Below are 13490 nucleotides of genomic sequence, written 5' to 3' on the forward strand. Positions count from 1 at the left end.
GCGAGGCCGTGACAAGCGGCTTCCGCGCGCACTAGGGTGCGCGCCGGTGGACGAACCGATGGGGAGGCTGGGATGGCCGGGACGGATGAGGACACCGTCGCCGCCGCGGATGACGCGCTCTACGTGCTCACGGCGGTGCTGCTGACGCCGGCGCAGTTCCCGAGCGTGCTGGGCGACGACTATCCGCAGGCGTGCGCGGCGCTCGGCCTCGCGCCGCTCGCCGACGGGTACGGGCTGGTGCTCGGCCAGGACGGCGACGGCGCCCGGTGGACCGTGGTCATCGACGACGTCTCCCTGGTGGCCGTCGCGATCGCGTCCTGGGACTGCGGGATGGAGTACGAGCTGTCGCCCGACGAGCGCACGGTCGTCGCGGCCCTGCCCGGCTGGCCTCTCGCGGTCGCCGTCGCGGCGCCCGGAGTGCCCGCGCCGCACGATCCCGGTCCGGAGGCCGACGACCGGCCCCCGCTGACCCCGCCGGACACCACCGTCTGGGGTCCGGCCCAGCGGCGCCTGGGCGCTGACGAGATCGCGCTTCAGTGGGCGATGTGGCGGGAACAGGTCGACGACTCGGCCTTCCCGGCGCCGGGGTCCTCGGCGGCCCCGGGCGACGGAGGCGCTGAGGCCGGCCGTCCGGGTGGAGGCGGGGAGAAGGGGCAGCAGGGCCACAGCGGCATCCGGCGTGTCCTCGCAGAGGCCCGCACGTACATCGACTCGCCGCCGCCGCTGGGCCGGGTCCGGTCGTCGTTCGCGCCGGGTGACGCGCGGACCCTGCGGGCCGACGGCCCCGGCTGGTCGCTCGTGGCCAGGACCGACGACATCGCCTTCGTGCTGCTGGACGAGGAACCCGGCGAGATCCTGCCGGTGGGCCGTGGGCCGGAGCTGCCGGGTCTCCTCGAAGCCCTCGACAAGATGGCCGTACGGCCGAACTGAGCCGGTGCCGCTTCGGCCGCACCGGCCATCAGCGCGTCAACGGCCCAGCTCCTTGCGGGTGGCGCGGCGCAGCCTGCGCCGCTGGGAGGGGTCCAGCGTGAGATACGCGGCGGCCGGGACTCCCAGGATGATCAGGAGCGATGCCCACCAGGGCAGCCAGATCAACAGGATGAGCCCGACTGCCACACCACCTGCGGCGATCTTGGTGTTCTTGGACATGATGTCGCCTCCTTCGCGGCCACTGCCGCTCTCTGTCTCGAAAACGGGCCCGCGCTTGCGGCAGTTCCTGACCGCGACCCTGAGACATCCCTGAGGCGCGCCCCCTACGCATCCCTGAGACCTCTATAGTGGCCCAGCTCACAGCCAAGTCATACCCAGAGGTTGCGGGAAATGCTGTACCCTCGTCGACTCGTACTCCGCTAGTCAAATTTGAGGAATCAGCCATAGCCGAGCATCCGACTCCCCCGGCACCCTCCTCCGACTTCTCCGAACCGGCCCACTGCTGCGCCGTGTTCCTGCCCGGCGGCCCGGCCCGGACGGGCAGCGTCGCCTTCTGGCGGCCGGACGGCGAGACCCCTCCGGTGACGGCGACGACGGCGTCCGTCACGGACCTGACCGTCGTCGTGCCCACCGTCGACCGAGTCGAGCCGCAGAGCGTGCCCGCCGTCCTGGTACCGGTGGGCACCGCCCTGCCGGTCCTCATGCGCGCGCGTACCGGGGCGCAGGGGCACCGGTCCACCGTGTTCTGGGGCGCGGCGGCCACCCACGCCCTGCACCTCGTGGCGCGCGGGCTCCTGCTGCCGGGGCTGTCCCCCGGCGACCACGACGCCTGGCGCGCGGGCCCGCTGCGCGCCCAGGACGTCGAGGCCGTACGCCGCCTCGCCGCCGCCATGCCGCCCGAGGCGCACGCCGTGCCACTGGCGGGCTCCGGGTCGCTGCGGCTGCCCGACCCGGAGCAGCTCCTGCGCGCGTTCCTCGACGCGGTCGCCGACACCCTGCCCCGCTCCCCCGCCGCGCCGCTGGTCACCGGCGGCCCCGCGTACGCGTCGCCCGAGCCGGTGCGGTTGCCCGAGCAGCGCGCGTGGGCCGCCGACATCGCCGCGGGCCACGACGCGGGGGTGCGGCTGTCGTTGCGGATCGAGGCGGACGGACTGGCGGACGCGGCGGCCGACGACGCGGACGTGACGTTCCGGGCCGTGCTCCAGGTGCACAGCGTGAGCGATCCCGCTCTCGTGGCGGACGCCGCGGACGTCTGGGCCGGGGGCGAAGCCTTCGGCCCGCGCGCGCGGATGGACGCCCTGCTCGCCCTGCGCCGCGCGGCCCGGGCCTGGACCTCGCTCACGCCCCTGCTGTCGGCGACCGTGCCGGACGCGGTCGAGCTCGCCGACGAGGAGGTCACAGAACTGCTCGGCGCGGGCACTCGGGCTCTGGCGGCGGCTGGAGTCGACGTGCACTGGCCGAAGGGACTGACCCGCGAGTTCACCACGCGCGCGGAGGTGGGGCCTTCCGACGACGAGCCGGACTCCGGCAAGGCCTTCGCCGCCATGCCGTCGTTCCTGTCCGCCGACGCGCTGCTCGCCTTCGACTGGTCGTTCGCGCTGGGCGACCGGCGGCTGAGCCGCGAAGAGCTGGACCGGCTCGCCGAGGCCAAGCGCCCTGTGGTGCGGCTGCGCGACCAGTGGGTCCTGATCGACCCTCAGGAGGTACGCCTGGCCCGCTCCCGGCAGGATCACAAGGTGACACCGGTGGACGCGCTGGGCGCGGCCCTGACGGGCTGGGCGGAGGTGGACGGCCGCCGGGTCGAGGTGCGGCCCACCGGGTGGCTGGCGGCCCTGCGGGAGCGGCTCGCGGACCCCGAGGCGCAACAGCCGGTGGAGCAGCCGGCCGCCCTCGCGGCCACCCTGCGGGACTACCAGCGGCGGGGCCTGAACTGGCTCGCCGGTATGACCTCGCTGGGCCTCGGCTGCTGCCTCGCCGACGACATGGGGCTCGGCAAGACGATCACACTGATCGCCCTGCACCTGCACCGTCAGACCGACGCCCGGTCCGCCGGGCCCACCCTGGTGGTCTGCCCGACGTCCCTGATGGGCAACTGGCAGCGGGAGATCGAGCGGTTCGCGCCCGGCACACCCGTGCGGCGCTTCCACGGCGCGCGGCGCGGCCTCGACGGCCTGGCCGACGGGGAGTTCGTGCTCACCACGTACGGCACCATGCGGCTGGACGCTCCCCGGCTCGCCGAGGTGCCGTGGGGCATGCTCGTGACGGACGAGGCCCAGCACGTGAAGAACCCGCACTCCTCGACCGCGCGGGAACTGCGTTCCATCGGCGCACGCGCGCGCGTGGCGCTCACCGGCACCCCGGTGGAGAACAACCTGTCGGAGCTGTGGGCGATCCTCGACTGGACCACCCCGGGGCTGCTGGGCCGGCTCGGCACCTTCCGCAGGCGGTACGCGGAGGTCGTCGAGGGCGGTCAGGACCCGGGCGCCGCGGACCGGCTGGCCCGGCTCGTACGGCCGTTCCTGCTGCGCCGCCGCAAGTCGGATCCGGGGATCGCGCCCGAGCTGCCGCCGAAGACGGAGACCGATCACGCCGTGTCGCTCACCCAGGAGCAGGCAGGCCTGTACGAGGCCGTGGTGCGCGAGGCACTCGCGGAGATCTCCGGCGCCGACAGCATGGCGCGGCGCGGACTGATCGTGAAGCTGCTGACCGGTCTGAAGCAGGTCTGCAACCACCCGGCGCAGTACCTCAAGGAGGAGCGGCCGGTGATCGCCGGGCGCTCGGGGAAGCTGGAGCTGCTGGACGAACTGCTCGACACGATTCTCGCCGAGGAGGCGGGCGTGCTGGTCTTCACGCAGTACGTGCAGATGGCCCGCCTCCTCGAACGGCACCTGGCCGCCCGCGGCACGCCCTCGCAGTTCCTGCACGGCGGGACGCCCGTCGCCCAGCGCGAGGCCATGGTGCGGCGCTTCCAGGACGGCGAAGTGCCCGTGTTCCTGCTGTCGTTGAAGGCGGCGGGCACCGGCCTGAACCTCACCCGGGCCGAGCACGTCGTGCACTACGACCGCTGGTGGAACCCGGCCGTCGAGGCCCAGGCGACCGACCGCGCGTACCGCATCGGCCAGACCCGGCCCGTGCAGGTGCACCGGATCATCGCCGAGGGAACCATCGAGGACCGCATCGCCGAGCTGCTGGCCCGCAAGCGGGAGCTGGCGGACGCGGTCCTGGGCTCCGGCGAGGCCGCCCTCACGGAGCTGACGGACGCGGAACTGGCGGATCTGGTCGAACTGCGAGGGGGTCTGCGATGACTCGGTACGACGGTGACACGGAGCGCACGTTCGCCGCGCTGCCGCCCGCGCGCGGGCGGGGCTTCGCACAGACCTGGTGGGGCCAGGCCTGGCTGAAGGCCCTGGAGGACACGGCACTGGACTCGGCGCAGCTCAAGACGGGCCGCCGGCTCGCGCGCGCAGGAGCGGTCGGCGCGGTGTCGGTGCGCCCGGGGCGGCTCACGGCCGTCGTCCAGGACCGCGACCGCACGGCGCACCGGGCCGACGTCCTGCTGGAGGAGCTGTCGCCCGGACAGTGGGACCGCTTCCTGGACATGGCCGCGGAGCGGGCCGGTCACGTGGCGGCGCTGCTGGACCGCGAGATGCCGCCGCATCTGGTCGAGGACGCGGCGGCCGCGGGCGTCGAACTGCTGCCGGGCATGGGCGATCTGGAGCCGGAGTGCGGTTGCGGAGCCTGGGACCACTGCGGGCACACGGCGGCGCTCTGCTACCAGGTGGCGCGACTGCTGGACCAGGACCCGTTCGTCCTGCTCCTGATGCGGGGACGCGACGAAGCCACCCTGCTGAACGACCTCCAGTCGCGCAGCGGCGCGTCCGCCGCGGAGCGTTCCGGCCAGGAGGGCGTGGACGCGGCCGAGGCGTACGCGGCCGGCGACATCCTGCCTCCGCTGCCTCCCCTGCCCGAACTCCCGGCCGAGCCGGGCGTGCCGCCGTCCCTGGACACCGAGACCCCGCCCGCTCCGGGCATCGACCCGGCCGCGCTGGAGTTCCTGGCCGCCCGGACCGCCGTACAGGCCCACCGCCTGCTCGCGGGGGCACTCCGGGGCCCGGCCGAAGGGCACGTTGCCGGAACGGACTTGTCCGTCTCGGAAGACGCCGTACGGCTGGCCGCGGGCGAGCCCGGGCGGGAGGTGGCGGACCGTCTTGCCGAAGGGTCGGGACGCGGCCGGGAGGGGCTGGCAGCGGCGGTCCGCGCATGGCGCCACGGCGGTACGGCCGCGTTGTCCGTGCTCGACGAGGAGTGGAAGGTGGAGGGCGAGACGCTCGCACGCGCGCGTGCCGCCCTGGAGTCGGCCTGGGACGCTGACGAGCGGCCGGAGCTGCGGGCGCGGGGCAACCGCTGGACGGTCGTCGGCGCACCGGTCCAGCTGCGTCTCGGCCGGGACGGCCGGTGGTGGCCGTACCACAGGGAGCGCGGCCGCTGGCTGCCCGCGGGAGGCGCCGCACAGGATCCGGCGACGGCACTGACGTCGGCGGAGCTCGCCACCGGTGACGAGACCGCTCTGGGTTCAGGGCAGTAACTCGCCGGTGTCCAGGGACGGCAGGAGCGATTCGAGCCCACTCGGCAGATCGCTCGGCAACTGGCTCGGAAAGCCCGGGGGCAGCCGGGTCGGCAGCTTGCTGGGCAACTCGGTGGGCAGCTCCGTGGGGATGCCGAAGGACGGAGCGGGGGTGCTGCTCGTGCTCCCGGCGGGCGGCTCCCCGTCCGGAGAGTCGTCGCTTCCCCTGGCCATCAGCACCACCAGGGACACGGCCGTGACGGCCACGAGCACGGCGAGCAGGATGAGCAGTGGATTCCGGCGCCGGGGAGGCCCGGGCGGATGAGGCGGTACGGGCGGCATGGCCATACCGACCAGAATCGTCGCGCACCGCTCGAGGGGGGAGAACCGCACGGAAGCTGATACGGGCTCATGGCGTGGATCGCATGATTCCGGAGCGTTACGGACCGTGACCGTGATTCGGGAGCGTTGCGGACCGTGATTCCGGAGCTGCGGACCCGTCGGCCGGTCACACACCCCCGTGACCGGCCGACGTCCCGCACGCGCGCGTGCGCTCAGCCGCGCGCCCCCAGCAGGTGGTCCATCGCCAGTTGGTCCAGACGCTCGAAGGCCATGCCGCGGGCGGCGGCCGCCTCGACGTCGAAGGCCTCGAAGGCCGACCGGTCCGCGAGCAGGGCCTGGAGACCGTCCGCGGCGGTGGGCTGGGCCAGTTCGTCCAGGCGGGCGGCGCTCAGGGCCTCCTGGACCTCCGGGTCGGCGCGGAAGGCGGCGGCGCGCTCCTTGAGGATGAGGTAGTTGCGCATGCAGCCGGCGGCCGAGGCCCACACCCCGTCGAGGTCCTCGGTCCGCGGCGGCTTGAAGTCGAAGTGCCGCGGGCCGGTGTAGCCGGCCGACTCCAGCAGGTCGACCAGCCAGAACGCGGCCCGCAGGTCGCCGGCGCCGAAGCGCAGGTCCTGGTCGTACTTGATGCCGGACTGGCCGTTGAGGTCGATGTGGAACAGCTTGCCCGCCCACAGGGCCTGCGCGATGCCGTGCGGGAAGTTCAGCCCGGCCATCTGCTCGTGCCCGACCTCGGGGTTGACGCCGTACAGCTCCGGCCGCTCCAGGCGCTCGATGAACGCCAGGGCGTGGCCGACGGTCGGCAGCAGGATGTCGCCGCGCGGCTCGTTCGGCTTCGGCTCGATCGCGAAGCGCAGGTCGTAGCCCTGGGAGGTGACGTACTCGCCGAGCAGGTCGAAGGCCTCCTTCATCCGGTCCAGGGCCACGCGGACGTCCTTGGCGGCGCCCGACTCGGCACCCTCCCGGCCGCCCCAGGCCACGTACACCTGGGCGCCGAGCTCGACGGCGAGGTCGATGTTGCGGATGGTCTTGCGCAGGGCGTAACGGCGCACGTCGCGGTCGTTGGCGGTGAACGCGCCGTCCTTGAAGACCGGGTGTGTGAAGAGGTTGGTGGTGGCCATCGGGACCTTCATGCCCGTGGCGTCCAGCGCCTGCCGGAAGCGCTTGATGTGGGCCTCGCGCTCGGTGTCGCTCGAGCCGAACGGGATCAGGTCGTCATCGTGGAAGGTGACGCCGTGGGCGCCGAGCTCGGCCAGTCGCTGCACCGTCTCGACCGGGTCGAGGGCACGCCGCGTGGCGTCGCCGAAGGGATCCCGTCCCTGCCAGCCGACGGTCCACAGTCCGAAGGTGAACCTGTCCTCGGGGGTGGGCTGGTAGCTCATGCCGCGGCTCCTTGCTCGCTGAGGCTATTTCGTCATGCCGATTTACAAATTAGTATGCGAGCACCGCTCTGGGAAGAGACAAGGTGTCTCGGGACGAAATGAGGGAGAAACCCGATGTCAGCAGCCGAGGGTCCGCTCGTCGTCGGCGTGGACTCGTCCACCCAGTCCACGAAGGCGCTGGTCGTCGACGCGGCCACCGGCCGGGTCGTCGCCACCGGCCAGGCGCCGCACACCGTCTCCTCGGGGGCCGGACGCGAGAGCGATCCGCGCCAGTGGTGGGACGCGTTGTGCGAGGCCCTGCGCCAGTGCGGCGAGGCGGCACACGAGGCCGCCGCGGTGTCGGTCGGCGGACAACAGCACGGCCTGGTCACGCTGGACGAGCGGGGCGAGCCGGTGCGCCCGGCGCTCCTGTGGAACGACGTGCGCTCGGCGCCGCAGGCGCGCCGGCTGACCGAGGAACTGGGCGGCGCGAAGTTCTGGGCCGAACGCACCGGCAGTGTCCCCGCAGCCTCCTTCACAGTCACCAAGTGGGCCTGGCTGGCCGAGCACGAGCCGGAGGCGGCGCGCGCCACGAAGGCCGTGCGCCTCCCCCACGACTACCTCACCGAGCGGCTCACCGGGCAGGGCACGACCGACCGCGGCGACGCCTCCGGGACGGGCTGGTGGGCGTCCGGGACGGAGGCGTACGACGAGGAGATCCTGGCGCACGTAGGGCTCGACCCGGCCCTGCTGCCCCGTGTGGTCCGGCCCGGCGAGGTGGCGGGCACGGTGCGCGACAGCCACGATCTGCCGTTCTCCAAGGGCACGCTGGTCGCGCCCGGCACCGGCGACAACGCCGCCGCGGCGCTGGGCCTGGGGCTGCGTCCGGGGATGCCGGTGATGAGCCTCGGCACTTCGGGCACGGTGTACGCGGTGTCGCGGCGGCGGCCCGCCGACCCGAGCGGCACGGTGGCCGGTTTCGCCGACGCCCGCGGTGACTGGCTGCCGCTGGCCTGCACCCTGAACTGCACGCTCGCCGTGGACCGCGTCGCGACGCTGCTGGGCCTGGACCGCGAGGCCGTCGAGCCCGGCACGGCCGTGACGCTGCTGCCCTTCCTGGACGGCGAGCGCACCCCGAACCTGCCGAACGCCTCCGGCCTGCTGCACGGCCTGCGCCACGACACGACCCCCGGCCAGCTGCTCCAGGCCGCCTACGACGGTGCCGTCCACTCCCTGCTCGGCGCGCTCGACCTGGTCCTGGACCAGGACGCGGATCCGTCGGCGCCCCTGCTGCTGATCGGCGGCGGTGCCCGGGGCGCGGCCTGGCAGCAGACCGTACGGCGGCTGTCGGGGCGTCCCGTGCAGGTACCGGAGGCCAAGGAGCTGGTGGCGCTCGGCGCCGCCGCGCAGGCGGCCGGGGTGCTGACCGGGGAGGACCCGGCGGCGGTCGCCCGGCGATGGAACACGGCGGCCGGGCCGGTGCTCGACGCCGTCGAGCGGGACGAGGAGACGCTGGCCAGGATCGCCGGGGTACTCTCCGACGCGGCTCCGCTGCTGGAGCGGCCCACGGACACCCACTGAGGACTGGCGTCAGGCATGACCGCACCGCTGCACGAGGCCCGTCCGGCCGGGCCGGGACGTGCCCTGCCGGACACCCAGCAGGGCATGCGCCGCCGCAACCTCGCCCGTGTCCTGCACGCCGTCCGTGCCGAGGGGCCGCTGTCCCGGGCCGCCGTCGCCTCACGGATCGGCCTGACCCGGGCGGCGGTGTCGACCCTGGTCGACGAACTCATCCGCTCGGGGCTCCTGGAGGAACTGGGGCCCGAACGGCCCGGCCGGGTGGGCCGCCCCGGCTCCGCGCTCGCGCTGAGCGGACGCGGACCGGCGGGGATCGGCGCGGAGGTCGGTGTCGACCATCTCGCGGTCTGTGCCGTGGACCTGCGCGGCGTGACCCGGTCGCGGGCGATACGCCAGGGCGCGAACCGCGGCCGCTCCCCCGAGCCCGTGCTCGCCGAGCTGGCCGAACTCATTCGCCGGGTCGTCGCGGAGGCGGAGGGCGAGGGCCTGTGGCCGGCCGGTCTCGCCGTGGCCGTGCCCGGTCTGGTGGCGCGCGACGCCCGGACCGTCGTACGCGCCCCGAACCTCGACTGGCACGACACGGACCTCGGTGACTTTCTTCCGGCGGACCTCCCGCTGACCGTGGACAACGAGGCCAACTTCGGCGCGCTCGCCGAACTCTGGCTCGGCGAGGGTACGCCGCGCGACTTCCTCCATGTGTCGGCGGAGATCGGCATCGGTGCGGCGGTCGTGGTGGACGGCGGACTGCTGCGCGGAACCCGCGGTTTCGCGGGCGAGTTGGGGCACGTGCCGGTCCAGCCGGACGGGCCGGAGTGCGCATGCGGCGGGCGCGGGTGCCTGGAGCAGTACGCCGGCGAGGAGGCGGTGCTGCGCGCGGCCGGTCTGGAGCCGGACGAGGACCGGGTCGGGCTGCTGGCGGGGCGCGCGGCCGAGGGCGACGAGGACGTACGCCGTGCCCTGCGCGACGCGGGCACCGCACTCGGAGTCGCCCTGACCGGGGCGGTCAACCTGCTCGACCCGGAGAGCGTGGTGCTGGGCGGGGAGCTGTCCGGGCTGGCGCCGTGGCTGCTGCCGTCGTTGCGGGACGAGTTGGCGCGCCGTACGGCGGGTCCGGCCTGTCCCGTGTCCGTGTCCCGGCTGGGTCCTCAGGGTCCGCTGCTGGGGGCCGCGCACTCGGTCGTACGGGCGGTGCTGGACGATCCGGCCACCGTTGCCGAGCGGGCCTGAGGACGAGCCCCGACCTACGGGCGGAGCATGAGCGGCACGCGACTAAGGCCGACGCACGAAGACCGTCAATCACCCGGCCGGGTGAGCGAGTTGTCCACATCTTTGCGCCCCTCCACCAGAAAGCATCGCTTCCTTCGGGCCGACCGGCAGGCGCCGTAACTTGATCGACGCGGGCCGCGACCACAACGGCCGCCGCTCCGAGCAGTTGAGCAAGTGACACCCGCCGTCGAGCCCGGAAGGCACCACTCATGGAACGGACAACCCCCTTCCCCAGCAGGCGAGGCCTCCTCATGGGCGCCGCCCTCACCGCCGTCCCGTACGTCCTGTTCCCCGACGCACGGGCCGCCGCCCGGCCCCAGGCAGTCGACCATCCCGGAGCCGCGTGGCACCCGGCGAGCCGCAGCAACTACACGCCGTCGAACCGCCCCCGCGCCCATCCGCTGCACTACGTGGTCATCCACGTCGCGCAGACGACCTACTCCGGCACCCTGTCCGTCTTCCGGAACCCCGGGCAGAAGGTGTCCGCGCACTACGTGGTGCGCTCGTCCGACGGGCGCGTGGCGCAGTGCGTGCGCGAGGCCGACATCGCGTGGCACGCGGGGAACTGGGACTACAACACCCGCAGCATCGGCATCGAGCACGAGGGCTGGGTGGACCAGCCCAAGTACTTCACCGACGCCATGTACGAGCGTTCGGCCCGGCTCACCGCGGCGATCTGCGCGAGGTACGACATCCCCAGGAACCGGGCGCACATCATCGGCCACCACGAGGTACCGGGCAGCGACCACACCGATCCGGGCCGCCACTGGGACTGGAAGCGCTACATGAGACTGGTCGACAAGTACGCCTGAAAACGGCGCACTTCCCCGCCCTTACCCCCCTGCCCCCACCTCACGTCCCGGTTACAAAACGCTCAACCTCTGGTTGCGGCACGGTAAGCACGCAACGATGGGACCATGACTCTGGCCCAGCGCGCCCTGGAGCGTCTGCAGGCCTGGCCCGACCTGATGGCGGGCCCGGCGAGTTGCGGTACCGGACGGGCGCTCCGTTCCGTCCGTGACGAGATCGTCCACTTCCACTCGACACGGGACGTGGACCTCCACCTCACCCGCCGGGCCATCCAGCGCTTCCACTACGACCTCGCCGGTTCGAGCGCGATCCACCTGGTTCCCGGATCGTGCTGGGTGACGGTCCACCTCGACTGCGAGGCGGACATCGACCTGCTGCTGAGCCTGGTGAGCATCGCCCTCAAGGCCCACCAGACCCGGCCCACCGGCGAGGAGCCGGAGCTCGCCGGGTGCAACTTCCACCGTGTCGCGGTCCTTCCGCGCGACGCCGTGGCGGGCGGCTGACCCTTGGTGACCCGACCGGAGGCAGTCAACGCGGAGGCCTGGCGTGCGTACGGAGCACACCACCTGCGGCGTGGGACGGTGTTGCCCGAGGCGGTACGGATCGACTGGGGGTTCGAGGGCGCGGGGCCGGGGATCGAAGTGCTCGGGAAGCTGACGGGCCGGCGCGTGCTGGACCTCGGGTGCGGTCCGGCCCGGCACGCCGCCCATCTGGTCCGTGCTCACGGCGCGCTGGTGGACGCGGTCGACTCATCGGCCGGGCAGTACGAACGTGCGCGCGCCCGCTACGGCTCCCTGCCCGGGCTGCGGCTGGTCCTGGCCGACGCGGTGGAGCATCTGCGCTCGGCGGAGCCGTACGACGTCATCTACTCGGTCAACGCGGTGCCGTACATCGACCCGCACCGGCTGCTGCCCGCCCTGGCCGCGGCGCTCAGGCCGGGCGGCAGGCTCTGCTTCACCGTGCTGCACACCAACTCGCACGGTGACGGACCGTCGGACGAGGCCGTCGCCCGGCCGGAGGCCCTGCGGCTGGCCGGCGGCGAGGACGTCACCGTGCAGATGTGGGTCCTCGCCCCGGAGCTCTGGACGGCCCTGCTCGCCGAGCACGGTCTGCGCGTGGACCAGGTCGACGTCCTCGACACGCCGCAGGACGGCAACCACGCGTCGTACCGGCTCTTCCGGGTGACACGGCCCGTCCGTGTCTCCTCCCGGCCGCGCACCGCCAAGCCGCCGGTGGCCCACGCCACGCTCGGGGTCGGCGCCGTCCTGCACGGGCCCCGCGGACTGCTCCTGGGCCGGCACCGGCACGGGACGTGGGAGCTGCCCGGCGGGACGGTGGAGCCCGGGGAGTCGTTGCGGGAGGCGGTCGTGCGCGAACTCGGCGAGGAGACGGGGCTCGACGCCCGGCCGGAGGACGTCCGGCTGCTGGGGACGCTCCTCGACGACGCGGGCGGTGTCGTACGGGTGACGGTGGCCGCCCGGGTCACCGCCTGGCGGGGAGAGCCGTCGGACCAGCCCGGGGAGAGCGTGGGCCGCTGGCGCTGGTTCGCCCTGGACCGGCTGCCGGAGGAGCTGTTCGTGTGCAGCGCGCAGGCCCTCACCGCCTGGCGGCCGGGTCTGCCGATCGACCACGCCCCCGCTCACTTCACGCCGTACGACACCGGAACGGGCGACAGCTGAAGCAACCAGAGGGGTGCGTTTTTTCAGCCGTTCCCGCGTAGTTGGCGCTCAGCCACCCTGCCGGCCCTCGTGGTCTGGTGCACTGCCCCTGAGGATCCAGATAGTTGACGAGGCATCAGGGGGCACGGTGACAGGTCGTCGCAGGCGACGGGGAGCAGGCAGAGCGGTACTGACGTTTCTCACGGCGTTCGGCGCGCTGGCCGGTGCGGCCCTGGCGGGGGCGGCACCGGCCGGCGCCGTCCAGAAGGGCGTACGGGTCGCGCCGGGTGTCACGTACGAGGAGTTCGACATCAAGGCGGCCAAGGGGGTGACCCACGCGCACGTGCTGAAGGTGGACCTGGGCCATCCGCGGGTACGGGTCGATCTGCTGTATCCCGGGGCGGTGGCCTGGCGGGCGCAGGTCTCGCGGATGGCCGACGCCCAAGGGGCCGTCGCCGGTGTCAACGGCGACTTCTTCAACATCACCGAGGCGCAGCACCCGGGGGTCGAGGCGACCGGCGCGAGCGTGGGTCCGGCGATCGCGGCCGGGCGGACACTCAAGGCGGCCGTCCCGAACGGCCAGCGTTTCGGGCCCGCGCTGCCGCCCGGCACGACCACCGAGGACGTGTTCGGCGTCGGCACCGACGGAGTGGCGCGACTGGACCGGCTGACCCTGGACGGCTCGGTCCGTACGGCCGAGGCACAGGTGCCGCTGGGCGGGCTCAACCAGTACGCGTTGCCGGTGGGTTCGGTCGGTGCGTTCACCTCCGACTGGGGCAGCGTTTCCCGCGTGCGCGCCACGTGCGGCACGGACACGGACCGGACCGCGCCCTGCAGCACGGATACCTACGAGGTGACGATCCGCGACGGCAAGGTCGTGTCGGCCGCTGACACGCCCGGCAGCGGTCCCATCGCCGCGGGGACGACCGTGCTGGTCGGCCGGGAGGCCGGGGCCCGGCAGCTGCGGAAGTTGGCCACCGGCGA

The 13490-nt window shown here is 73.6% G+C and carries 12 protein-coding genes; 9 read left to right on the forward strand and 3 right to left on the reverse strand.

From position 1 onward, the window contains the following. Positions 1-72 precede the first annotated feature (72 nt). The gene (locus AOQ53_RS19325; protein ID WP_059418972.1) at positions 73-930 is read left to right on the forward strand and encodes a hypothetical protein; all 858 of its coding nucleotides are present in this window, start codon (positions 73-75) and stop codon (positions 928-930) included. Between the two features lie 36 nt (positions 931-966). Here AOQ53_RS19325 and AOQ53_RS19330 read toward each other — a convergent pair whose 3' ends face one another. Beyond that, positions 967-1149, reverse strand: coding sequence for a hypothetical protein (locus AOQ53_RS19330; protein WP_059418973.1), 183 nt, complete (start codon positions 1147-1149; stop codon positions 967-969). A 290-nt stretch (positions 1150-1439) separates the two neighbouring features. On the opposite strand from AOQ53_RS19330, the gene AOQ53_RS19335 reads away from it, so the two are divergent. Together AOQ53_RS19335 and AOQ53_RS19340 are read left to right on the forward strand one after the other, a co-directional pair. Further along, positions 1440-4235, forward strand: a complete 2796-nt coding sequence (locus AOQ53_RS19335; RefSeq protein WP_236711729.1) for a DEAD/DEAH box helicase — start codon at positions 1440-1442, stop codon at positions 4233-4235. Next, positions 4232-5515 (forward strand): SWIM zinc finger family protein, encoded by a 1284-nt coding sequence (locus tag AOQ53_RS19340; protein ID WP_059418974.1) that lies wholly within the window; start codon positions 4232-4234, stop codon positions 5513-5515. Before AOQ53_RS19335 ends, AOQ53_RS19340 begins: the two co-directional genes overlap by 4 nt. Here AOQ53_RS19340 and AOQ53_RS19345 read toward each other — a convergent pair. Next, positions 5504-5842, reverse strand: coding sequence for a hypothetical protein (locus AOQ53_RS19345; RefSeq protein ID WP_059418988.1), 339 nt, complete (start codon positions 5840-5842; stop codon positions 5504-5506). The two genes, AOQ53_RS19340 and AOQ53_RS19345, sit on opposite strands and share 12 nt — an antisense overlap. Before the next feature lie 206 nt (positions 5843-6048). Continuing rightward, on the reverse strand, positions 6049-7215 hold the full coding sequence (gene xylA, locus AOQ53_RS19350) for a xylose isomerase (RefSeq protein WP_059418975.1): 1167 nt from the start codon (positions 7213-7215) through the stop codon (positions 6049-6051). A 114-nt stretch (positions 7216-7329) separates the two neighbouring features. Here xylA and xylB point away from each other — a divergent pair, with 114 nt between their 5' ends. The 6 genes from xylB to AOQ53_RS19380 form a co-directional block, all read left to right on the forward strand. Continuing rightward, positions 7330-8775, forward strand: a complete 1446-nt coding sequence (gene xylB / locus AOQ53_RS19355; protein ID WP_059418977.1) for a xylulokinase — start codon at positions 7330-7332, stop codon at positions 8773-8775. Positions 8776-8790: 15 nt separating this feature from the next. Continuing rightward, positions 8791-9999, forward strand: a complete 1209-nt coding sequence (locus AOQ53_RS19360; RefSeq protein ID WP_059418978.1) for an ROK family transcriptional regulator — start codon at positions 8791-8793, stop codon at positions 9997-9999. A 248-nt stretch (positions 10000-10247) separates the two neighbouring features. Beyond that, positions 10248-10850: an N-acetylmuramoyl-L-alanine amidase gene (locus AOQ53_RS19365; protein ID WP_059418979.1), complete on the forward strand. Its 603-nt coding sequence runs from the start codon at positions 10248-10250 to the stop codon at positions 10848-10850. A 105-nt stretch (positions 10851-10955) separates the two neighbouring features. Further along, on the forward strand, positions 10956-11351 hold the full coding sequence (locus AOQ53_RS19370) for a luciferase domain-containing protein (RefSeq protein WP_059418980.1): 396 nt from the start codon (positions 10956-10958) through the stop codon (positions 11349-11351). Between the two features lie 3 nt (positions 11352-11354). Continuing rightward, positions 11355-12527: a bifunctional class I SAM-dependent methyltransferase/NUDIX hydrolase gene (locus AOQ53_RS47725; RefSeq protein WP_059418981.1), complete on the forward strand. Its 1173-nt coding sequence runs from the start codon at positions 11355-11357 to the stop codon at positions 12525-12527. Positions 12528-12654: 127 nt separating this feature from the next. Then, on the forward strand, positions 12655-13490 hold an 836-nt coding region (locus tag AOQ53_RS19380; protein WP_236711730.1), incomplete at its 3' end, for a phosphodiester glycosidase family protein.

Source organism: Streptomyces azureus (assembly GCF_001270025.1).
GTDB classification, from domain to species: Bacteria; Actinomycetota; Actinomycetes; order Streptomycetales; family Streptomycetaceae; genus Streptomyces; species Streptomyces azureus.